The organism is Sphingobium scionense, assembly GCF_014197035.1.
GTDB classification, from domain to species: Bacteria; Pseudomonadota; Alphaproteobacteria; order Sphingomonadales; family Sphingomonadaceae; genus Sphingobium; species Sphingobium scionense.
Window position 1 is genome coordinate 156,052 of the sequence record NZ_JACIEU010000009.1, and the last position, 22,616, is coordinate 178,667.

22 protein-coding genes are annotated in these 22,616 nt (G+C 64.6%); 17 read left to right on the forward strand and 5 right to left on the reverse strand.

The features are described 5' to 3' along the window. Positions 1-113: 113 nt before the first annotated feature. Entirely contained in the window at positions 114-1,937 is a 1,824-nt protein-coding gene (glmS, locus tag GGQ90_RS12510; RefSeq protein WP_188082426.1) for a glutamine--fructose-6-phosphate transaminase (isomerizing), read from the forward strand. 25 nt (positions 1,938-1,962) lie between these two features. Here the strand turns inward: glmS and GGQ90_RS12515 are convergent, their stop codons facing one another. Together GGQ90_RS12515 and GGQ90_RS12520 are read right to left on the reverse strand one after the other, a co-directional pair. Further along, entirely contained in the window at positions 1,963-3,576 is a 1,614-nt protein-coding gene (locus GGQ90_RS12515; RefSeq protein WP_188082427.1) for a carbon-nitrogen hydrolase family protein, read from the reverse strand. A gap of 119 nt (positions 3,577-3,695) precedes the next feature. Next, entirely contained in the window at positions 3,696-4,916 is a 1,221-nt protein-coding gene (locus GGQ90_RS12520; RefSeq protein WP_188082428.1) for an NADP-dependent isocitrate dehydrogenase, read from the reverse strand. Positions 4,917-5,120: 204 nt separating this feature from the next. Here GGQ90_RS12520 and GGQ90_RS12525 point away from each other — a divergent pair, with 204 nt between their 5' ends. Further along, positions 5,121-5,855, forward strand: a complete 735-nt coding sequence (locus GGQ90_RS12525) for a phosphatidylserine decarboxylase (RefSeq protein WP_188082429.1) — start codon at positions 5,121-5,123, stop codon at positions 5,853-5,855. Positions 5,856-5,905: 50 nt separating this feature from the next. Beyond that, the gene (locus GGQ90_RS12530) at positions 5,906-6,619 is read left to right on the forward strand and encodes a CDP-alcohol phosphatidyltransferase family protein (RefSeq protein ID WP_188082509.1); all 714 of its coding nucleotides are present in this window, start codon (positions 5,906-5,908) and stop codon (positions 6,617-6,619) included. 14 nt (positions 6,620-6,633) lie between these two features. Here the strand turns inward: GGQ90_RS12530 and GGQ90_RS12535 are convergent, their stop codons facing one another. After that, on the reverse strand, positions 6,634-6,855 hold the full coding sequence (locus tag GGQ90_RS12535; RefSeq protein ID WP_188082430.1) for a hypothetical protein: 222 nt from the start codon (positions 6,853-6,855) through the stop codon (positions 6,634-6,636). A 256-nt stretch (positions 6,856-7,111) separates the two neighbouring features. Between GGQ90_RS12535 and rpsB the strand changes: the two genes are divergently transcribed. From rpsB to rpmE, 12 genes are all read left to right on the forward strand, one after another. Then, positions 7,112-7,870, forward strand: a complete 759-nt coding sequence (gene rpsB / locus GGQ90_RS12540) for a 30S ribosomal protein S2 (protein ID WP_188082431.1) — start codon at positions 7,112-7,114, stop codon at positions 7,868-7,870. Between the two features lie 112 nt (positions 7,871-7,982). Beyond that, positions 7,983-8,909, forward strand: coding sequence for a translation elongation factor Ts (gene tsf, locus GGQ90_RS12545; protein ID WP_188082432.1), 927 nt, complete (start codon positions 7,983-7,985; stop codon positions 8,907-8,909). A 217-nt stretch (positions 8,910-9,126) separates the two neighbouring features. Continuing rightward, positions 9,127-9,852 (forward strand): UMP kinase, encoded by a 726-nt coding sequence (gene pyrH / locus GGQ90_RS12550; protein ID WP_188082433.1) that lies wholly within the window; start codon positions 9,127-9,129, stop codon positions 9,850-9,852. 2 nt (positions 9,853-9,854) lie between these two features. Beyond that, complete coding sequence (gene frr / locus GGQ90_RS12555; protein WP_188082434.1) at positions 9,855-10,412, forward strand: ribosome recycling factor; 558 nt, start codon at positions 9,855-9,857, stop codon at positions 10,410-10,412. A gap of 43 nt (positions 10,413-10,455) precedes the next feature. Next, positions 10,456-11,196 (forward strand): isoprenyl transferase, encoded by a 741-nt coding sequence (locus GGQ90_RS12560; protein WP_188082435.1) that lies wholly within the window; start codon positions 10,456-10,458, stop codon positions 11,194-11,196. Between the two features lie 5 nt (positions 11,197-11,201). Continuing rightward, positions 11,202-11,978, forward strand: coding sequence for a phosphatidate cytidylyltransferase (locus tag GGQ90_RS12565; protein WP_188082436.1), 777 nt, complete (start codon positions 11,202-11,204; stop codon positions 11,976-11,978). Beyond that, positions 11,978-13,135, forward strand: coding sequence for a 1-deoxy-D-xylulose-5-phosphate reductoisomerase (locus GGQ90_RS12570; protein WP_188082437.1), 1,158 nt, complete (start codon positions 11,978-11,980; stop codon positions 13,133-13,135). Before GGQ90_RS12565 ends, GGQ90_RS12570 begins: the two co-directional genes overlap by 1 nt. Next, positions 13,132-14,265, forward strand: coding sequence for an RIP metalloprotease RseP (gene rseP, locus GGQ90_RS12575; RefSeq protein ID WP_188082438.1), 1,134 nt, complete (start codon positions 13,132-13,134; stop codon positions 14,263-14,265). The genes GGQ90_RS12570 and rseP overlap by 4 nt, the downstream gene beginning before the upstream one ends. Positions 14,266-14,353: 88 nt before the next feature. Then, positions 14,354-16,990, forward strand: a complete 2,637-nt coding sequence (gene bamA, locus GGQ90_RS12580) for an outer membrane protein assembly factor BamA (RefSeq protein WP_188082439.1) — start codon at positions 14,354-14,356, stop codon at positions 16,988-16,990. After that, positions 16,990-17,646, forward strand: a complete 657-nt coding sequence (locus GGQ90_RS12585; RefSeq protein ID WP_188082440.1) for an OmpH family outer membrane protein — start codon at positions 16,990-16,992, stop codon at positions 17,644-17,646. Before bamA ends, GGQ90_RS12585 begins: the two co-directional genes overlap by 1 nt. 4 nt (positions 17,647-17,650) lie before the next feature. Continuing rightward, complete coding sequence (gene fabZ / locus GGQ90_RS12590) at positions 17,651-18,130, forward strand: 3-hydroxyacyl-ACP dehydratase FabZ (RefSeq protein WP_004211185.1); 480 nt, start codon at positions 17,651-17,653, stop codon at positions 18,128-18,130. Between the two features lie 112 nt (positions 18,131-18,242). Further along, positions 18,243-18,467, forward strand: coding sequence for a 50S ribosomal protein L31 (gene rpmE, locus GGQ90_RS12595; RefSeq protein ID WP_188082441.1), 225 nt, complete (start codon positions 18,243-18,245; stop codon positions 18,465-18,467). Between the two features lie 374 nt (positions 18,468-18,841). On the opposite strand, the gene aroB is transcribed toward rpmE, so the two are convergent. Then, positions 18,842-19,951 carry a 3-dehydroquinate synthase gene (gene aroB, locus GGQ90_RS12600; protein ID WP_188082442.1) on the reverse strand — a complete coding sequence of 370 codons (1,110 nt, stop codon included), beginning with the start codon at positions 19,949-19,951 and terminating at the stop codon, positions 18,842-18,844. Continuing rightward, positions 19,942-20,490, reverse strand: a complete 549-nt coding sequence (locus tag GGQ90_RS12605; protein WP_188082443.1) for a shikimate kinase — start codon at positions 20,488-20,490, stop codon at positions 19,942-19,944. The genes aroB and GGQ90_RS12605 overlap by 10 nt, the downstream gene beginning before the upstream one ends. A gap of 93 nt (positions 20,491-20,583) precedes the next feature. On the opposite strand from GGQ90_RS12605, the gene GGQ90_RS12610 reads away from it, so the two are divergent. Both GGQ90_RS12610 and GGQ90_RS12615 read left to right on the forward strand, forming a co-directional pair. Continuing rightward, the gene (locus tag GGQ90_RS12610) at positions 20,584-20,769 is read left to right on the forward strand and encodes a hypothetical protein (protein ID WP_188082444.1); all 186 of its coding nucleotides are present in this window, start codon (positions 20,584-20,586) and stop codon (positions 20,767-20,769) included. 5 nt (positions 20,770-20,774) lie between these two features. Next, positions 20,775-22,604, forward strand: coding sequence for a hypothetical protein (locus GGQ90_RS12615; protein ID WP_188082445.1), 1,830 nt, complete (start codon positions 20,775-20,777; stop codon positions 22,602-22,604). Positions 22,605-22,616: the final 12 nt, after the last annotated feature.

Consider the following 22,616-nt stretch of genomic DNA (forward strand, 5'->3'; position numbering starts at 1 on the left):
TCTTTTCATGCCTCAGCCATGGCGCTGTCGCCTGACCGGCATTAATGGCATGGCGACAAAGCTGTCCTATATGGACGATATCTGACTAATCTGGTTCGGCGGGGCTTTCCACCATGTGCGGTATCATCGGAATTATCGGTAACGACCAGGTCGCGGAACGACTGGTCGACGGCCTCAAGCGGCTGGAATATCGCGGCTATGACAGTGCCGGCGTCGCCACCGTGCATGACGGCCGGATCAATCGCCGCCGGGCCGAGGGCAAGCTCAACAATCTGGTCAAGGAATTGGCTGCCTCGCCGCTGGCCGGCACCACGGGCATCGCCCACACCCGCTGGGCCACCCATGGCGCACCGACCACCAGCAACGCGCACCCGCACGCGACCGGCGAAGTGGCGCTGGTCCACAATGGCATCATCGAGAATTTCAAGCCGCTGCGCGATGAACTGATCGGGCGGGGTCGCACCTTCGACAGCCAGACCGATACCGAAGTGGTCGCCCATCTGGTGAGCGAACTGGTGGAGCAGGGCGTGGCGCCGAAGGATGCCGTGGCCCGGATACTGCCGCGCCTGCACGGCGCCTTCGCACTCGCCATCCTGTTCAAGAGCCATCCCGACATGCTGATCGGCGCGCGCCTCGGCTCGCCGCTGGTCGTGGGCTATGGCGATGGTGAGACCTATCTGGGGTCCGATGCGCTGGCGCTCGCCCCATTGACCCAGCGCATCGCCTATCTGGATGAGGGCGACTGGGTCGTCATCACCAAGGACGGCGCCGAAATTTTCGACAAGGACAACAACCCGGTCGAACGCCCCGTCACCATTTCCGGCGTGTCCGGGGCGATGATCGACAAGGGCAATCATCGCCACTTCATGCAGAAGGAAATTTATGAGCAGCCGGTCGTCGTGGCCCAGACGCTCAAGGCCTATCTGCAGCGGATGGACGATCGCGTGTCGCTGCCGATCCCCGATTTCGACCTGTCGACCATCCGCCGCGTCACCATCGTCGCCTGCGGCACCAGCTTCTATGCCGGCATGGTCGCGCGCTACTGGTTCGAACAATTCGCCCGCGTTCCGGTCGATTTGGATTTCGCCTCCGAGTTCCGCTATCGCGAACCGGTGATGGAGGAGGGGGGCCTCGCCCTCTTCATCAGCCAGTCGGGCGAAACCGCCGACACGCTCGCCGCGCTGCGCTATGCCCGCGCGCAAGGGCAGAAGATCGCCGTCGTCGTCAATGTGCCGACCAGTTCGATGGCGCGCGAGGCCGACCTGCTGCTGCCGACCCATGCCGGGCCGGAAATCGGCGTCGCCTCGACCAAGGCCTTCACCTGCCAGCTCGCCGTGCTGGCCGCCTTCGCCGCCAATCTGGCGCGGGCGAAGGGGCGGCTGACCCCTGCGGAGGAAAAGGAAATCGTCCGGCACCTGGCCGAAGCACCCGCCGCGATCAACGGCGCGCTCGCCTATGACGAGGCGATCGAGGCGATGGCCCACCATATCGTCCCGGCCCGCGACGTCCTCTATCTCGGCCGCGGCACCGATTATCCGCTGGCGCTGGAAGGGGCGCTCAAGCTCAAGGAAATCAGCTATATCCATGCCGAAGGCTATGCGGCCGGCGAGATGAAGCATGGTCCGATCGCGCTGATCGACGAACTGGTGCCGGTGATCTGCATCGCGCCGTCCGGCCCCTTGTTTGAAAAGACCGTCAGCAACATGCAGGAAGTGCAGGCGCGGGGCGGCAAGGTGGTGCTGATTTCCGACTATGACGGGGTGCAGGCGGCGGGCGAGGGGTGTCTGGCCACCATCACCATGCCCAAGGTCCATCCTCTGATCGCGCCGATGGTCTATGCCGTGCCGGTGCAACTGCTCGCCTATCATGTCGCCGTGCTCAAGGGCACGGATGTGGATCAGCCGCGCAATCTGGCAAAAAGCGTCACGGTGGAGTGAGCGGGGGGACTAGCTCCCCCCTTAATCAGCCGCCACCCGGCGAATTATGGCCACCGGCCGGCACCGGCCCGCCGCTCGGCGCATGAGCATGGTCGGGATTGCTGTCCCAATCGATATGATAAAGGTCGAAGCGGCGGTCGCGCAGGTTGCGGACCGTGCCTTCGGCGCGCGCCCAGCTGAGATCGGCCAGATTCACGTCCGCCATGGTCAGCGTCTCGACATTCTCGCTCGCCTCGGCCGCGATGCCGTCACGGGCAAAGGGCAGGTCGCACGGCGTCAGGATCGCGCTCTGGGCATATTGAATGTCCATATTGTCGACGTTCGGCAGGTTGCCGACATTGCCCGACATCACGACATAGCATTGATTCTCGATCGCGCGGGCCTGTGCGCAATAGCGCACGCGCATATATCCTAGGCGCGAGTCGGTGCAGAAGGGAACGAAGATGATGCGCGCGCCCTGGTCGACCAGGCGCCGGGCCAGTTCGGGAAATTCGCTGTCATAACAGATCAGCACGCCGATCGGCCCGCAGTCGGTCTGGATCACGTCGAGCGCGTCGCCACCCTTGATGTTCCACCAGAAGGCCTCGTTGGGGGTCGGGTGGATCTTTTCCTGGGTGTGGACCGATCCGTCGCGCAGCGCGACATAGGCGATATTCTGGATGTCGCCATCATCGGCGCGGGTCGGGTGCGATCCGCCGATGATGTTGATATTATATTCCAGCGCCATCCGCGTCAGTTCCTTGGTCAGGCGCGGGGTATAGCCGGTCAGCTTGTCGATCGCCTCGATCGGGTTCAGCTTCTTGGTCTCGAAGGACAGCAGGGGCAGGGTGAACAATTCGGGGAAGACGATGAAGTCCGACCGGTAATCGGCGGCCACATCGACGAAATATTCGATGTTGCGGATGAACTCGTCGAAATCCTTCACCGCGCGCGCCTGGAGCTGGCAGGTGGCGAGGCGGACGCTCTCCACGCCGCGCGGCACCCGCATTTCCGGCGCTTCGTCCGGGTCGACATAGGGGTTGCGCCAGACCAGATGGGCGGCATGTCCGTCGGACTGCTTGTCTTCGGGCAGGTAGTTTTCGAGCACGCCCAGCGGCTCGAACTGGTTCTTCAACTGGAAGCTGATGACCTGGTCGCGCATCTTGCCGCTGACCACCTTTTCCAGATAGTCGGCCGGGCTGCCGGTGCGGCGCTTGGCGCGGGCATAGCCGGGCATGCGGCCGGCAATGACGATGCCGTGCAGGTCCAGTTCCTCGGCCAGTTCCTTGCGCTCGTCATAGAGGCGCTGGCCGATGCGCAGGCCGCGCAGCTTGGGATCGACCGCCATTTCATAGCCATATAGCCATTCGCCCGCCGCGCTGTGGCGGGTGCCGAAACCGTTGGCGGTGATCTCTTCCCAGTCATGGTGGGAAAAGGCCATCGTCTTGCTGACGCGCATCGTGGCGCAATAGCCCACGACCTTGCTGTCATAGAGGGCGACAAAGCAGCCATTGGGGAAATTGTTGATCTGGCCGCGGATGGTGGCCAGCGAATAATTGGGCATGCCGGGATAGGCCCGGGCGATCAGCCGCTGGATGCCGCGCACATCGGCCGGCACCGCCGCCCGGACTTCCAGGCGTTTCTTGGCCGTCGTCGTCATTCTCTGCTCCCGTCGCATCAATCCGAAAAGGAAAAGGCGGCGCCGGGATGCGGCGCCGCCTCGTTCCGTTTCCGTATTGAAAGCTTCAGGAAGCGATCAGTTCCGGCAGAAAGCCTTTATCAGCCCCAGTTCGCCATTTCGGCTTCCAGATTGACGCGGATCGCCTCGAAGAACTGCTCCGTGGTCATCCATGCCTGATCCGGGCCGATCAGCAGCGCCAGATCCTTGGTCATCGCGCCGCTCTCGACGGTCTTGATGCAGACCTGCTCCAGCGTCTCGGCGAACTTGGTGACCTCGGGGGTGCCGTCGAACTTGCCGCGGAAGGCCAGACCCTGGGTCCAGGCGAAGATCGACGCGATCGGGTTGGTCGAGGTCGCCTTGCCCTGCTGGTGCTGGCGATAGTGGCGGGTCACGGTGCCGTGCGCGGCTTCGGCTTCCACGGTCTTGCCGTCGGGCGACAGCAGCACCGAGGTCATCAGGCCGAGCGAGCCGAAGCCCTGGGCCACCGTGTCGGACTGGACGTCGCCGTCATAATTCTTGCACGCCCAGACGAACTTGCCGCTCCACTTCAGCGCCGACGCGACCATGTCGTCGATCAGGCGGTGTTCGTAGATGATGCCCTTGGCCTTGAACGCCTCGGCGAATTCGGCGTCGAACACTTCCTGGAACAGATCCTTGAAGCGGCCGTCATAGGCCTTGAGGATGGTGTTCTTGGTCGAGAGGTACAGCGGCCATCCGCGATCGAGCGCATAGTTCATGCTGGCGCGGGCGAAGTCGCGGATCGAATCGTCCAGATTGTACATGCCCATGGCAACGCCGGACGACGGGAAGTCGAACACTTCCTTCTCGATCTTCTCGCCATTTTCGCCGTCCCAGATCATGCGCAGCTTGCCGGCGCTGGGGACGACGAAGTCGGTCGCCTTATACTGGTCGCCGAACGCATGGCGGCCGATGACGATCGGGTCGGTCCAGCCCGGAACCAGGCGGGGCACATTCTTGATGACGATCGGCTCGCGGAACACGACGCCGCCCAGGATGTTGCGGATCGTGCCGTTGGGCGAGCGCCACATCGACTTGAGGTTGAATTCCTCGACGCGCGCTTCGTCCGGGGTGATGGTCGCGCACTTCACGCCAACGCCATATTCCTTGATCGCGTTGGCCGCATCGACGGTGATCTGGTCGCTGGTCTCGTCGCGCTTCTCGACCGAAAGGTCATAATATTTCAGGTCGATGTCGAGATAGGGCTTGATCAGACGCTCGCGGATCCATTCCCAGATGATGCGGGTCATTTCGTCGCCGTCGATTTCCACGACGGGGTTTTTCACCTTGATCTTCGCCATAGCGCCTATTCGCCTTCTTCTCTTGGGTGGAATTATGGGGACGCCCTAGGCAAAGCGGCGCCAATGTTCAACCTTCGACCGCCGGTTTTCCGGCCGATCATGCGATGCATGCGCAAGACTGTTGTGCGGCGCGCGTTCATGCAGGGAGCCAAGGGCCGGGATCGTCGTTGTCAGGATCAATGTCTCCCCCTAAAGACGGTGCCCATGGAAAATGACGAGATCACGATTGCCGCCGGCGGCAATGTCAAATGGCGCTTCCCCTCGGTCCATCCCGAAGGGGTGAAGTTCGGCGCGATCGCGGCGGCGATCACCGGCCTGTTCTTTGTGATGGGTTGGGAAATCATCGGCTGGTTGATGCTGATGGTCACCATCTGGGTGCTGGCCTTCTTCCGCGATCCGATCCGCGCCGTGCCGCAGGATGAAGGCGCGATCATCGCCCCGGCGGATGGCCTGGTGACCTTGATCCAGCGCGTACCCCCGCCGCGCGAGATGGCGGGGCCGGATGGCCTGGGCGACCAGCCGCTGATCCGCGTGTCGATCTTCATGAGCGTGTTCGACGTCCATATCAACCGCACCCCGATCGGCGGGACGGTGAAGGCCGTCACCTATATTTCGGGCAAGTTCCTCAATGCCGATCTCGACAAGGCGAGCGAGGATAATGAGCGCCAGCATATCCTGGTCGAGCGTCATGACGGCCTGCGCGTCGGCTTCACCCAGATTGCGGGCCTGGTCGCGCGCCGCATCGTGCCTTTCGTGAAGCCGGGTGACATGGTCGCCGCCGGCCAGCGCATCGGCCTCATTCGCTTCGGCAGCCGCGTCGACGTCTATCTGCCCGCCGGCGTCGCGCCGCGCGTGATCCTGGGCCAGCGCACCGTCGCGGGTGAGACGATCCTGGGTCAGATCGGCGACCGCCGCGTGATCGCGGGTATCCAGCAGTGAGGCAGCGTCGCGCCGTTCCGCGCGGGCTGCGGCGCGGCATCACGCTGCGCATGCTGGCGCCCAACGCGGTGACGGCGATGGCGCTCTGCTTTGGTCTCACCGGCGTGCGCTACGGCATTTCGGGCGATTGGGAGCGGGCGGTATTGTCCATCCTGTTCGCCGGCGTGCTCGATGGACTCGATGGCCGGATCGCCCGGCTGCTGCGCGGCGAGAGCCGCTTTGGGGCCGAGCTGGATTCGCTGTCCGATTCGATCGCCTTTGGTGTCGCGCCTGCGCTGATCCTCTATCTCTGGTCGCTGCACGCCATGCCGAAATTCGGCTGGATCTTCGCGTTGGCCCATGCGCTGTCCTGCGCACTGCGCCTCGCGCGCTTCAATGCCAATATCGATGTCGAGGAGCAGCCGCACAAATCGGCCGGCTTCCTGACCGGCGTGCCGGCCCCGGCCGGCGCTGGCCTCACCTTCGTGCCGCTCTATCTGTGGCTGGTAACCGGCGAAGAGATTTTCCGCGCCTGGTATGTGGTCGCGCCCTGGACGGCCTTTATCGCCTTCCTGATGATCTCCAACATCGCCACCTATAGCTGGTCGGCGCTGCGCCTGCGCAAGCGCATCCGGCTGGAACTGATCGCGCTCGTCGGCCTGCTGGCGGCGGCGCTGGCAACCCAGCCCTGGTTGACGCTGCTGCTGATCTGCGCCGTCTATGTGTTGCTGATCCCGTTCGGCATTCTGTCCTACGCCAAGGTGCGCAAGCAGCCTGCCGTCTGAGTCCGGCGCCCTGTTCAGGCAGCGAGGGCGCTGCCGGACAGGACGGCGGCGGGTGCGGGCTGGCGGACACGGTTCCGCTGGATTCGGATGTGGTAGACGGGCGGCTCCTGGGGGATCGGTTCGAACAACAGGGCTGCCGCCATCTTCTGATGATAGAGCGCAAACATCCAGGCGATGGTGCCGACCGCCAGCAGGAAGGCGGCGGAGAAAATGGTCGCTGCAACAATGGTGAACATGGCCGCTGACTTTCTATCTTGCCATTTGCACACTTAGGCTCACTATGTCGGTGCAAACGGGCGTTTAGTCTGTTTGTTCCATTTGTTCACTTTATGTTCTCATATCGAGAACGAGTCAACCCCTTGCGCAACGGGGTTTTGGGCGTTAAAGGCGCGCCCATTCCACATGGGAATCGACATATCCGGTGCCGGACGGGCCTTTAAGGTCTTCCAAGGTTCCTGATTCCCAGAGGTAGCAACCGGAAGGAGAAATATTATGGCGACTCCCGTCGTCACCATGCAGCAATTGATCGAGGCTGGCGCCCACTTCGGCCACCAGACCCACCGCTGGAACCCGCGGATGAAGCCGTACATCTTCGGCGACCGCAACGGCATCCACATCCTTGACCTGTCGCAGACCGTGCCGCTCTTCGCGCGCGCCCTCGACTTCGTGTCGGCCACCGTCGCCGGCGGCGGCAAGGTGCTGTTCGTCGGCACCAAGCGCCAGGCCCAGGATCCGATCGCCGAAGCCGCCCGCAAGTCGGGCCAGCACTTCGTCAACCACCGCTGGCTGGGCGGCATGCTCACCAACTGGAAGACCATCTCGGGCTCGATCAAGCGCCTGAAGACCCTTGAGGAAAAGCTGTCGGGCGACACCCACGGCTTCACCAAGAAGGAAGTCCTCCAGATGACCCGCGAGCGCGAGAAGCTGGAACTGTCGCTGGGCGGCATCCGCGACATGAACGGCATCCCCGATGTCATGTTCGTGATCGACGCCAACAAGGAAGAGCTGGCGATCAAGGAAGCCAACACCCTGGGTATCCCGGTTGTCGCCATCCTCGACTCGAACGTCTCGCCCGATGGCATCGCCTTCCCGGTTCCGGCGAACGATGACGCAAGCCGCGCCATCCGCCTCTACTGCGACGCTGTCGCCGCCGCCGCCACCAAGGGCAACCGTGGTGCGCAGCAGGCTTCGGGCATCGACCTGGGCGCTCTGGACGAGCCGCTGGCTGAAGAAGTCGTCGCCGAAGCCTAAGCGCGTCGCACGACTGCAAAGTTGACAGGCTAGGGCGCGCTCCAGAAGGAACGCGCCCTAGTGCTTATCTAAGACCTGCTTATTTAACCCCTTTGAATTTAGGAGCCTTAACATGGCCGAGATTACCGCTGCTGCCGTCAAGGAACTGCGCGACCGTTCGGGCGCGGGCATGATGGACTGCAAGAAGGCCCTCACCGAAGCCAATGGCGACATCGAAGCGGCAACCGACTGGCTGCGCGCCAAGGGTCTGGCTGCTGCCCAGAAGAAGTCGAGCCGCACCGCCGCTGAAGGCCTGGTCGGCGTTGCCGTCGCCGGCACCAAGGGCGTTGCCGTCGAAGTGAACAGCGAAACCGACTTCGTTGCCAAGAACGACCAGTTCCAGGACTTCGTTCGCACCGTGTCGACCGTTGCGCTGGAATCGGGCGCTGCTGACGCTGAAGCCCTGTCGGCCCAGGCGCACCCCGCCGGCGGCACCATCGCTGAAAAGCTGGTCGCCAACATCGCAACCATCGGCGAGAACCAAAATCTGCGTCGCGTCGCCCATGTCGAAGTGACCGAAGGCGTTGTCGTGCCCTACGTCCACAACGCTGCGGCCCCGGGCCTCGGCAAGATCGGCGTGCTCGTCGCGCTCGAAGGCGATGCGCCTGCCGACGTTCTGGAGCCGCTGGGCAAGCAGCTGGCCATGCACATCGCCGCTGCCTTCCCGCTGGCCCTGTCGGCCGCCGACATCGATCCCGCCCTGCTGGAGCGCGAGCGCGCGATCGCCGCTGAAAAGGCTGCCGAATCGGGCAAGCCCGCCGAAATCGTCGCCAAGATGGTCGACGGCGCGGTCGCCAAGTTCGCCAAGGAGCAGGCCCTGCTCTCGCAGCTGTTCGTGATGGACAACAAGACCCCGATCGCCGACGTCGTCGCCAAGGCGGCCAAGGATGCCGGCAAGTCGATCACCCTCAAGAACTATGTCCGCTTCCAGCTGGGCGAAGGCATCGAGAAGGAAGTCAGCGACTTCGCTGCCGAAGTGGCTGCTGCCGCTGGCGTCTGATCGCGGATCAAGTGACAAGCACAGGGAAGGGGCGTCCTGCGGGGCGCCCTTTTTCTGTGAACGCATGGTGTGTTCGGTTGCCGGGGTTGGGCGCCATCGATGTCGCTTTCCCCATGAAGAGGCTGGGGCGCACGACAAACGCCCCTTGGCATCGCGCTTTACCGCCTCTAATGTCCCGGCCGCTTCCCCTGCCAACGATCAAGGATTCTTGCCCCACATGACCCGGCCAGCCTTCAAACGCATCCTGCTGAAATTGTCGGGCGAGGTGCTGATGGGGTCCGGCCAGTTCGGCATCGATCCCGAGACCGTCGATCGCGTCGCCGGCGAGATCGCTGCGGCCAAGGAGGCCGGCTTCGAACTGTGCGTGGTCGTTGGTGGCGGCAATATCTTCCGCGGCCTTGCCGGCGCGGCCAAGGGCTTCGACCGCACCAGCGCCGACTATATGGGCATGCTCGCGACCGTGATGAACGCGCTGGCGGTGCAGAATGCGCTGGAGAAGATCGGCTGCGACACCCGCGTCCAGTCGGCGATCCCGATGGCGTCGGTGTGTGAGCCCTATATCCGCCGCAAGGCCGTGCGCCACATGGAGAAGGGCCGGATCGTCATCTTCGCGGCTGGCACCGGCAATCCCTTCTTTACCACGGACACCACGGCCGCCCTGCGTGCAGCCGAAATGAACTGCGACGCGCTGTTCAAGGGGACCAGTGTCGACGGCATCTACAATGCCGATCCCAAGCAGGTGCCGGACGCGGTCCGCTATGAATCGATCAGTTTCGACCAGGTTCTGACGGACAATCTCAAGGTCATGGATGCCAGCGCGATCGCGCTGTGCCGTGAAAATCATATTCCCATCGTCGTCTTCAACATCCGCGAAGAAGCCAACCTGGCCAAGGTGCTGGCGGGTGAAGGCACCGCGACGATCGTGCAAAATCAGGAGCGCTAATAATGGCCCAGTATAACAAATCCGACCTCGAACGCCGCATGGCCGGCGCGATCGAAGCGCTGAAGGGCGATCTCACCGGCCTGCGCACCGGTCGTGCCAATGTGCAGCTGCTCGATCCCGTCATGGTCACCGTCTACGGCGCCAACATGCCGCTGAACCAGGTCGCCACCGTGTCGGCGCCCGAGCCGCGCATGCTGTCGGTCCAGGTGTGGGACAAGACCAATGTCGGTCCCTGCGACAAGGCGATCCGTTCGGCGGGGCTGGGCCTCAACCCGATCGTCGACGGCCAGACGCTGCGCCTGCCGATCCCGGACCTGACCGAGGAACGCCGCAAGGAACTGGCCAAGCTTGCCAGCAAATATGCCGAAGGCGCACGCGTTGCCGTCCGCAACGTTCGTCGCGACGGCATGGACAGCCTGAAAACTGACGAAAAGAAGGGCGAAATCAGCGAGGACGAGCGCAAGCGCCTGGAAACCGAAGTCCAGAAGCTGACCGACAGCACGATCGCGGATATCGATGCGGCGGCTTCGGCCAAGGAAAAGGAAATCCTCGGCCAGTAAGCCGGGGCTTTCCTTTCGCGGCCAAAGCACGCATTCCTATCTGATGGCCACACAAGCCAAGCCCGATCTTAGCAGCGCCGCGCCTGCCCATGGCGCGCGTCACGTCGCCATCATCATGGACGGCAATGGCCGTTGGGCGAAGAAGCGGCTGTTGCCGCGCATTGCCGGCCATCGCGCCGGGGTGGAAGCGGTGCGCCGCGTCGCCCGCGCAGCGCAGGACATGGGCCTCGAATGCCTGACGCTCTACGCCTTCTCTTCGGAGAACTGGAAGCGTCCGGCGACAGAGGTGTCGGACCTGATGGGGCTGCTGCGCCATTTCATCCAGTCGGATATCGACGAGTTTCATGCCAATGGCGTGCGGCTGCGGGTGATCGGCAACTACAAGGCGCTCGAGCCTGGCCTAGTCGACCTGATCGAAAGCGCGATGGCGCGCACCGCCGCCAACACTGGCCCGGTGATCGCGATCGCGCTCAACTATGGCGCGCAGGACGAGATGGTGCGCGCGGCGCAGCGTCTGGCCGAGCGGGTGGCCAGGGGCGAATTGTCGGCCGAGAATATCGGTATCGCGGCGATCGACGCCGAACTCTACACCGCCGACCTGCCGCCGCTCGACCTGCTGATCCGTACCTCGGGCGAGCAGCGCCTCAGCAATTTCATGCTGTGGCAGGCGGCTTATGCCGAACTCTATTTTACCGATATGCTCTGGCCCGATTTCGACGGCCGGGCATTGGCGCAGGCGCTCGACGCCTTCCGGATGAGGGACCGCCGTTTCGGCGGACTGTGAGTATCATGTCGAGTGAATTGCGGATCCGCACGATCGTCGGCCTTGGCCTGATCGCCATGGCCGTGGGGGCGCTGGTCTTTGGCGGCTTCGTCTTCTGGATGCTGCTGTCGATCGCCGGCGTGCTGATGATGGGCGAATGGGGCATGCTGACCGGCGCCTCGGCCGATCAGCGCAAGGTGGCGATGTATGCCGTTTCGGTGCCGCTGGCGATCCTCTGTCCGGTAGCGGCGGGCGTGTCCTGGCTCGGCTTCGGCCTGATGATGGCCTCCTTCTTCTTCGTGCTGATCACCAGCCGCGCCATCAAGCTCGCGCTCGGCATTCTCTATATCTGCCTGCCGGTGATGGCGCTGCTGTTCCTGCGCGGGCAGGCGCCCGACAGCCATGGCCTGCTGCTCGCCTTCTGGGCGCTCGGTCTGGTCTGGGCGACCGATATCGGCGCCTATTTTGCCGGCCGCTCGATCGGCGGGCCTAAGCTTGCGCCGCGGGTCAGCCCGTCCAAGACCTGGTCGGGGCTGGGCGGCGGCGTGCTGGCGGCCCTGCTCACCGGCTTCCTTCTCTATCGTTTCGCTGACCTGCCGATCCAGCTGGCGGCGGCCAGCGGCCTGCTCGCGGTGGCGGCGCAGCTTGGCGATCTGCTCGAAAGCGCGATGAAGCGCCGGGCCGGCGTCAAGGACAGCAGCAATCTGTTGCCCGGACATGGCGGGGTGATGGACCGCCTGGACGGCGTCGTTACGACGGCGCCGCTGGCGGCTTTGCTCTATCTGGTCCTGGCGGGCGCTTGATGCGCCGTATCTCCATCTTCGGCGCCACCGGATCGGTCGGCATGTCCACGCTGGACCTCATTCAGCGCGAACCCGATGCCTATGACGTCGTTGCCCTGACCGCCAATCGCGATGTCGCGGGCTTGGCCACCGCCGCGCGCGCGGTCGGTGCGAAGGTCGCGGTGGTCGCGGACGAAGCCCAATATGGCGCGCTCAAGGACGCGCTCGCCGGATCGGGTGTCGAGGCGGCGGCGGGCGAGGGCGCTCTGGTCGACGCGGCGCAAGCCGGCGCGGAATGGACCATGGCCGCGATCGTCGGCTGTGCGGGCCTCAAGCCCACCATCGCCGCGCTGCAGACCGGCGGCACAGTGGCGCTCGCCAACAAGGAATCGCTGGTGTCCGCCGGCGCGCTGATGATGCAGGCGGCGACCGCATCAGGGGCGACGCTGCTGCCGGTGGACAGCGAGCATAATGCGATCTTTCAATGCCTTGCCGGCAGCAGCCTGGACGATGTCGCCCGCATCATCCTGACCGCCAGCGGCGGACCGTTCCGGACCCTAGGCTATGAGGATATGCGCGCCATCACCCCGGCGCAGGCCGTGGCTCATCCCAACTGGTCGATGGGCGCGAAGATCAGCGTCGACAGCGCGACGATGATGAACAAGGGGCTGGAACTGATCGAGGCGGCCCATCTCTTCCCGGTCGGGCTCGACCGGATCGAGATATTGGTCCACCCGCAATCGGTCATCCATTCGATGGTCGAATATCGCGACCGGTCCACTCTGGCACAGCTCGGCTCGCCCGACATGCGCATCCCGATCGCCCATGCACTGGCCTGGCCGGCGCGGATCGCCACGCCGTGCCAGCCGCTTGATCTCGCGCGGATCGGCCGGCTCGACTTCGAAGCGCCCGACGACCGGCGTTTCCCCGCGCTGCGCCTGGCGCGCGCGGCGGCGCAGGCGGGCGACGCATCGGCCGCCATCCTCAACGCCGCCAACGAGGTCGCCGTGGCCGCCTTTCTGGCCGGCCGCATCGGCTTCCTTGATATCGCCATGATTGTGGAGGATGTTCTCAACCGCTATAGCGCGCCGATGCCTGCCTGCATGGATGATGTCCTGCACGCCGATGCGACGGCGCGGGTTATGGCGGGTGACGTGATGGAAAGATTGACGGTTTGATCCACAATCCCGGTTTCCTGTTGACCATCTTGGCTTTCGTGGCGGTCATCGGGCCGCTCGTCTTCGTGCATGAACTGGGTCATTATCTGGTCGGACGCTGGTGCGGGGTGAAGGCGGAGGCCTTCTCGATCGGCTTCGGCCCGGAAATCGCGGCCTGGGTGGACAAACGCGGCACGCGCTGGCGGCTCGCGGCGTTGCCGCTGGGCGGCTATGTCCGCTTCAAGGGCGATATGAACGCCGCCAGCCAGACCGATCCCAAATGGCTGGAAATGTCGGCCCAGGACCGCAGCGAGAGCTTCCCCGCCAAGCCTTTGTGGCAGCGCGCGGCGATCGTCGCCGCAGGCCCGGCGATCAATTTCCTCTTCGCCATCCTGATTCTCGCCGCCTTTGCCTTCCTGCATGGCGAAAGCCGGACTCCGGCGGTCGCAGGCATGGTCCAGCCTGGCAGCGCGGCGGCGACGGCGGGCATCCAACCGGGCGATCGCATCGTCTCGCTCAATGGCCGGGCGATGACCACCTTCGACGATATCCGCCTCTATGCCCAGATCCGTCCCGGCGAGCCGGTGACGATCCTGCTCGACCGCAAGGGGCAGGTGATCGAGAAGCAGGGCCATGTCGGCGCGGTCAGCGAAGATGACGGCTTCGGCAACAAATTCCGTATCGGGCGGCTGGGCATCGCGCCCGGCGAACCGGTGATCGAGCCGGTCAGCCTGCTGCGCGCGCCCGTGGTGGCGATCGAGCGGACGGGCCAGATCATCCGCACCATGGTGGAAACGCTGGGGCAAGTGATCGGCGGTGACCGTTCCGTCAAGGAACTGGGCGGCCCGCTCAAGATCGCGCAGGTTTCGGGACAGGCGGCGACGCTGGGGCTGGAGAGCTTCATCTTCTTCATCGCCCTCATCTCGATTAACTTGGGGTTCATCAACCTCTTGCCAATTCCCATGCTGGATGGCGGTCATCTGCTTTTCTATGGGGTAGAGGCAGTGCAGCGGCGGCCGGTGAGCCCGCAGGTGCAGGATTGGGCCTATCGGTCGGGTCTGGCGCTGCTGATGACGGTCATGTTGCTGGTGACCTTCAACGATTTGTCGTCTTTCGGATTGTGGGAGCGGCTGTCCGGCTTGATCGGCTGAGCCGCATCGGGCAGGGAAGGCGCGGTTCGGCGCCGTCTATTTCTGGCGAAACAGTTTTTTACTTTTTTGAGGTGAGCGGGTGACAGCGATGAACAGCAGCAAGGGCCAGCGTCCGATCATCGCGGCCCTGTTGGCCACGACGATGATTGCCGGCCTGTCGGCCGTGCCTGCGATGGCCCAGAGCGCGGCCCCGGCAGCCCCGGCGCCTGCGCCTGTCGTCGCGTCCACGGCCAACACGCCCGAAGGCACGATCCGCAGCATCACCGTGACCGGCACCCAGCGTCTGGAGCAGGACACGGTCATGTCCTACACCAAGCTGCGCGTGGGCCAGGCCTTCAGCCAGGAATCGCTCGATCAGGCGCTGCGCGACCTGTATGAGACCGAACTCTTCGCCGACGTCCAGATCCGCAACGATGGCGGCGCGCTGACCGTCGAGGTGAAGGAAAACCCCGTCATCAACCGTATCGTCCTTGAAGGTAATAAGCGCCTCAAGGAAGACAAGATTCGTCCTGAAATAAAACTGGCTCCGCGCCAGATCTATACCCGCTCCAAGGTCCGCGCCGACGTCGCCCGCATCGTCGAACTATATCGTCGCCAAGGCCGCTTCGCCGCGACGATCGAGCCCAAGATGGTCCAGCTCGACCAGAATCGCGTCGACATCGTGTTCGAAATCTCGGAAGGCCCCAAGTCCAAGGTCCGCCAGATCAACATCATCGGCAACGAGAAGTTCAAGGACGGCGAACTGCGCACCCAGATGGTGACCAAGCAGTCGCGTTGGTTCCGTATCTTCTCGTCGGGCACCAGCTATGACCCGGATCGCCTGGCCTATGACCAGCAGAAGCTGCGCCAATTCTACCTGACCGAAGGCTATGCCGATTTCCGCGTGATCTCGGCCGTCGCGGAACTGACGCCCGACAAGCAGGACTTCATCATCACCTATGTCGTCGAGGAAGGCGATCGCTACAAGTTTGGCGATGTGAAGGTCGAATCCGACATTCGCGACCTGTCAGGCGACGCGCTGACCCGCCGCCTGCCGATGAAGAAGGGCGACTGGTACAACGCCAAGCAGGTCGAGGACACGGTCGATACGCTGAGCGAGACCGCCGGCCTGTTCGGCTATGCCTTCGCCCAGGTCGAACCCGACTTCAACCGGTCGAAGGACGACCTGACGATGGGGATCAACTTCCGCATCGCCAACGCCCCGCGCGTCTATGTCGAGCGCGTCGACATCAACGGCAACACCCTGACCCAGGACAAGGTCGTCCGCCGCGAATTCCGCCTGGCCGAAGGCGACGCCTTCAACAGCTTCCTGGTCAAGCGCTCGAAGGATCGCATCAACTCGCTCGGCTTCTTCCAGGAGAAGCTGGACATCGAGCAGAAGCCCGGCTCCGCGCCCGACCGCATCGTGCTGGAAACCAACGTTCAGGAAAAGTCGACCGGCGAACTGTCGCTCTCGGCCGGCTACTCCTCGCTCGAACGCTTCATCATCTCGGCGTCGATCACCCAGCGCAACTTCCGCGGCAAGGGCCAGGAACTTCGCACCTCGGTCAATTATTCGGCCTATTCCAAGTCGGTTGAAGTGGGCTTTACCGAGCCTTATTTCATGGACAAGAACATCGCGCTGGGCGGCGACATCTATCGCCGCGACCTCAACAGCTTCCGTTATCTCAGCAATAACGACCGCGATACGACCTATGAGCAGACCACGACCGGCTTCCAGCTGCGTGCCGGCGTGCCGATCACCGAATATGTGTCGCTGGCGCTGCGCTACACGCTGAACTTCGACGACGTGACGCTGGACAGGGACACCTATTATACCGACGGCGTCTGCGACCCGCTGCTGGCTGGCCGCTATCTCTGCGACGCGATCGGCAAGCGCACCACCTCGTCGATCGGCTACTCGCTGATCTATGATACCCGCGACAATCGCATCCGCCCGACCCGTGGCCAGACGGTGACGTTGAGCCAGGATTTTGCTGGCTTGGGCGGTAGCGTCAAATATATCCGTACCCGTGCCAATGCGGCCAAATATTGGGGGCTTGGCGGTGGCTTCATCTTCTCGCTGACGGGAGAGGGCGGTTATATTCACAGCCTTCAGGGCACGCGCTACGATTCCAGTGGCGCCGAAGTCGATCCGATCCGCCTGACCGACCGTTTCTTCCTGGGCGAGCCGCAGATGCGCGGCTTTGACATTCGCGGCGTTGGCCCGCGTGTGAAGCGCTATTATCTGGTTTCGCAGACCAATGATGATGGTTCGACCAGCTATGTTCGCCAGACCGGCAATAATAATGTGTCGGACGACGCGCTGGGTGGACGTGTTTACTATATGGCGCGGGCTGAAATGGAGATCCCGCTGGGTTCGGGTGCCCGTGAGATGGGCCTGCGTCCTTCGATCTTTGTCGATGCGGGCGCTGTTGCAGGTCTCAAGAATCCCGGCACCATCAATTTTGCGGGCTATTGCTCCGACTCCACGGGGTCGCTGAGCACTGTCCGTGCGACCGGCTCGGCGAGCAGCCCGGTCTGCCCTGTTGGCTATGACACCAAGAGCGGTATGTTCGAAGAAGATTATCTGGGCGACACGCTGAAACCGCGTCTGTCCGTGGGCTTCGGCGTCAATTGGAACTCGCCCTTCGGTCCGTTCCGTATCGATATCGCCAAGGCCCTGCTCAAGGAACCAGGGGACGACAACAAACTCATCACCTTCAACGTAGGGACTCAATTCTGATGAAGACGTTTATCAAGGCTCTGGCGCTCGGTATTGCGCCTGTTACCGCCATCGCTCTGACCGCCGCACCGGCCGCTGCCCAGTCCAAGCAGGGCATCGCCGTCGTCGATCTGCAGCGCGCGGTTGCCACCAGCACCGCCTATTCCACCGCCCGCACCCAGATCCAGACGACCTACAAGGCGCAGATCGACGGCTTCACTGCGCGCAAGACCGCGATCGATACCGATCTCAAGACCAAGGGCGACGCCCTGCAGGCCGCGCTGAAGGCGGCCGGCGGCAAGCCGACCCCGGCGATCGAGACCCAGTATCAGCAGTTCCAGCAGTCGCAGCAGTCGGCCCAGACCGAACTGCAGACGCTGGGCCAGCCGATCGCGCTCGCCAACGCCTTTGTCGAGGAACAGATCACCGCCAAGCTGTCGGACGCGCTGAAGGCCGCCATGACCAAGGCCAAGGTCGACCTGGTCCTGTCGCCTGACGCGACCGTCTCCTATCAGCCGACCGTCGACATCACCGCTGCTGTCGTGACCGAACTCAACACGCTGGTGCCCAGCGTCGGCATCACCCCGCCGGCCGGCTGGCAGCCGGGCCGTCAGGGTCAGGGCGCACCGGCCGCTGCTGCCCCGGCCAACCCGGCGCAGGCGCCCAAGTCGCGCTGAGACGATGACCGGAGAGGTTGATAACAAGGAAGCCCGTGGCCCGATGGATATCCGTCGGGTCATGGCTGCCCTGCCGCATCGCTACCCGATGCTGCTGGTTGACCGCGTGGCGTCGCTGGTGCCGAGCCAGTCGATCCACGCGATCAAGGCCGTGTCGATGAACGAGCCGTTCTTCCAGGGGCATTTCCCTGGCCGGCCGATCATGCCGGGCGTGCTGATCGTCGAGGCCATGGCCCAGGCGGCCGGCGTGCTGGTGGTCGATTCGCTGGGGCTCGCGGATTCGGGCAAGCTCGTCTATTTCATGAGCATCGACGGTGCGAAGTTCCGCACCCCGGTGGAGCCCGGCTGTCTGCTCGACCTGCATGTCGAAGTGACGCAGATGCGCGGCGCGGTCTGCAAGTTCGCCGGCCGTGCGCTGATCGACGGCAAGCTGGCGGCAGAGGCCAATTTCGTCGCGATGATCGCCGATCCGCCCAAGGATTGACGCGACCCATCCTTTTCCTTGCTTTGGCGCGCCGAAAACGCTAACGGCGCGCCTTCGCATTTTATCGCATCCATAGCCGGTCGGAACCGGCACATACACGGAGCAAGACGCCATGAAGGCCGATACCCACCCCGATTACCACTTCATCACTGTCCAGATGACCGACGGCAGCACCTTCCAGACCCGCTCGACCTGGGGCAAGGAAGGCGACACGATGGCGCTCGACATCGATCCCAAGTCGCACCCGGCCTGGACCGGTGGCAACCGCCAGTTGGACACCGGTGGCCAGGTTGCGCGCTTCAACAAGCGCTTTGGCGGCCTGACGCTGAAGAAGTAATCGGCCTTACCGGCACGAGATCGAAAGGGCGCCCCATCGGGCGCCCTTTTTTTGTGCCCGCGCGAGACAAGCGCAGGGCAAAAAAAGGGCCTCCAGCTAAAAGCTGGAGGCCGAGGTTCAGGGGAGTGCCAGCGGCGACAGAGGGGGATCTGCAAGGGGATGCCGCTGACAAGGAGTGATCTAGCCCGCAAATGCTGCGGGCGAATGTCCCGATTATTACCGAGGCCGATCGGCGCTGAAATGTCGGGACAAGCCAAGGCCGTCACCCCAGCGAAAGCTGGGGTCTCAGGCAATGAAGCGTGACAGGGCCACAGATCCCAGCCTTCGCTGGGATGACGAAATGAAAGGCCGATTGGTGCCCGCGCGCCGCCCAGTCAGGCGGCAACGCGGTCCGCGTCGAGGAACGCCGCCACATCGTCTAGCACCACATCCTTCGACAGGAAGGTCTGGCCAATGCCGCGCGCCAGCAGGAAGGGCAGGCTGCCTGCCGCCATCTTCTTGTCGTGCAGCATATGCGCCACCAGTGCTGCGCCGTCGGCCTTCACATGGGCGCTGGCCAGGTCATGGGGCAGGCCGATCGCCTTCAGATGCGCGGTCACCCGTTCCGCATCCTGCGCACTGCACAGGCCAAGGCGCGCCGAATAGCGGAAGGCAAGCGCCATGCCGGCGGCCACGCCTTCGCCGTGGAGCAGCGTGTCGGAAAAGCCGGTATCGGCCTCCAGCGCATGGCCGAAGGTGTGGCCCAGGTTCAGCAGCGCGCGGCGCCCCGTGGTCTCTCGCTCGTCATCGGCGACGATCGCCGCCTTGGCGCGGACGCTGCGCTCGATCGCATAGGTGCGCGCCTCGGCATCGCCGGCCAGCAGCCGGTCGGCATTGGCCTCGCACCAGGCGAAGAAGTCCGGATCGTCGATCAGGCCATATTTGACCACCTCGGCATAGCCCGCGCGGGTTTCGCGCAGCGGCAGGCTGTCGAGCACCGACGGATCGATCAGCACCAGGCTGGGCTGGTAGAAGCTGCCGATCAGATTCTTGCCCGCGCGCGCGTTGATCGCGGTCTTGCCGCCGACCGAGCTGTCGACCTGTGCCAGCAGAGTGGTGGGCACCTGCACGAAATGGCAGCCGCGCTTCAGGATCGAGGAGGCAAAGCCGACCAGATCGCCGATCACGCCGCCGCCCAGCGCGATCACATGGTCGCCGCGCTCGATCTCCAACGCCAGCAGCGCGTCGAGCAGTTCCTCCAGATGGCGCCAGCTCTTGGTCTGTTCGCCCGCCGGCAGGATGATCGGTTCGATGACGATGCTGGCGCGACGCAGGGCGGCGTCCAGTCGGGGCAGTTGGGCCGCCGCGACATGGGTGTCGGTTACGACCACCAGCCGCCCGCCACGGGCATAGCGCGCCAGATGGTCGGCCGCACGGTCGAGTGCGCCCTGTTCGATGACGATGTCATAGCTGCGCGCGCCCAGCGCGACGGGGACTAGTGCCATGCGGATAGCTGCTCCAGAATGCGGTCGACGGCGACTTCGTGGGGCGCGGCGATGCTCTTCACATGGATCGGCGCCAGCGCGTAGACGGGATTGCGGACAGCGGCCAGTTCGGTCAGCACGATGCGGGGATCGCGATCCTTGAGCAGCGGGCGGCCCTCGCGGCGCGATACGCGGTCGACCAATATGTCGATATCGGCGTCCAGCCAGATCGCCGTGGCATGATCCAGGATCAGCGCACGCGTGTCGTCCTGCATGAAGGCGCCGCCACCGGTAGCGATCACCTTAGGCACGCCGTCCATCAGCCGGGCGATCACCCGCCGTTCGCCATCGCGGAAATGCGCCTCGCCATAGCGGGCGAAAATCTCGCTGACGCTCATGCCGGCAGCGCGCTCAATCTCTTCGTCAGCGTCGACGAAGACAAGTCCCAGGCGCGCCGCAAGGCGCCGGCCGACGGTGGATTTGCCCACGCCCATCATGCCGATCAGGACGATCGGGCCGCGCTTGGTTTTGCTCTCCGGGAATTTGCTGTTTCGCTGCATGGCGAGGGGGGCTATACAGCCAGCCGTCGCTGAGGCAAACGCAACTTTCCCCTGTCGTCCGGCAGACATGCCGGGCCAGCCGCAGAAGAGACCATGAAGAATAATCGTTCCCTGAGCAGTTTCGAAGGCGGTTCGCGCCGTCGCACCCGTCTGCCGATCCTGCCGATCGCGGCGGCGCTGGTCGTCATCCTGCTGATCGGCGTCCTCTGGTCACGTGGCGGCGAACGGCCACAGCAGCCCGTCGAAAAGGTCATTCCGGCCGAAAAACTGGGCCAGTAAGCCGCATGCGCCGCCTGCGGGGGAATGCGAAATGGGCGTTGGGCAGCTTCGCGCTGGCGCTGGCGCTGCCGGTCGTCGCGCAGCAGGCGCCCGAATCGCTGCTGCCGCCCGGCTTTGGTGATCCGACCCCGGCGCCGACCCCCACGCCCGCGCAGCCCGCCCGCCCGGCATCGCCCGCGCCGGTCGTTTCGACCACGCCCGCCGTGCCCTCGCCCTCGGGCGAGATCGTCCAGCCGCTCGACCTGTCGATCGCCAATGCGGTGGACAATGCCGCCGAGGCGATGAGCGCGGAAGAACTGGCCGCCGAAAAGGCCAAATATGACCTGCCGCAGAGCGCCCGCCGCTCGCTCGACCGCATCGGTCCGCTGACACCGGCCACGCGTGGCATGGAGCCCGACGCCTTCGGCGCCGAATATGGCCCCTATCTCGCGATCCTGATGAAGCAGACCCATGCGCCGATCATGTCGCGCTGGGCCTCCATCCTGCTGCGGCGCGCACTGCTGAGTGCCACCGATACGCCGCGCGGCATCAACGGCGCCGACTGGGCGGCCGAGCGCGCCTGGCTGCTGCTGCGCATGGGGGAGGCGGACAGCGCCCGCCTGCTGGTGCAGAGCGTCGATCCCGACAAATATTCGCCGCGCCTCTATGCGATCGCGATGCAGACCTATCTGGCGACCGCCGACCCGGCGGGCCTGTGCCCATTGTCGGCGGGCGCGCTGCGCACCAGCAAGGAACCGGGCTGGGACATGACGCGGGCGATCTGCCCGGCGCTGTCGGGCGACCAGGGGTCCGCCAGCGCTGCGCTCAACCAGGCCCAGCGCAAGGGCGTGGTGCGCGGTATCGATTATCGCCTGGCCGAAAAGATGGTCGGCGCCGGCTTCAACGCGCGCCGCTCGGTCAAGATCGAATGGGACGGCGTCGATGGTCTCACCGCCTGGCGCTACGGCCTGGCGACGGCGCTCAACGTGCCGATCCCCGACGACATGTTCGGTAGCGTCGGTCCCCATGTCCGTGCCTGGGAAGCGCGCGCGCCTGCACTGACGGCGGTGCGTCGCCTGCCGGGCAGCGAAGTCGCGGCACGGCTGGGTGTCTTTTCCAGCGAGGCGCTGGTCAATTTCTATGGCGAACTGGGCGGCGAAGGCGATCTCGCGTCCGATCTGGCCGATCGCGTCGATGCGCTGCGCAACGCCTATTCCGGCCCGACTGCGGGTGCCCGCATCCAGGCGATGCAGGCGCTGTGGCGGGACAAGGGCGCGCCCGATTATGTCGGCCTGATCGCCACCGCCCGCGCGGCCGCCGCCCTGCCGGTGTCGCAGGCCGATGGGCGCGATGCGGTCAATCTGGTCGCGGCGATGCTGACCGCCGGCTATGATCGCAATGCGGCCCGCTGGGCGCAGGCGATCGGCCAGATCGATGGCGATGGCGCCCAGGATTTCTGGGCCTTGCTCGCGGTCGGCGCCCCCAGCACCGTCGTTGATACCGGCAGCAGCCGCATCTCCAGCTATGTCGACGATGCCGGGGCTGAAAAGGGGCGGATGCTGATCGCCGCGCTGGCCGGCTTGTCGCGCCTGTCGGCCAATGATGCCGCGTCGTTGGCGCAGGATAATGGCTTCACCCTGGCCGCCAACAGCCGCTGGGCGCGTGCGATCGACGCCGCGTCGCAGCGCGGCGAGAAGGCGACCGTGGCGCTGCTCGCGGCCGTTGGCATGCAGGGGCGCGACTGGCATCGCCTGCCGCCCGGCCATCTCTATCATGTGGTGGCGGCGCTGCACCGTGTCGGACTGGATCCCGAGGCGCGGATGATCGCGGCCGAGGCTCTGACCCGCCTGTCCTGACCCGGCGCTGAC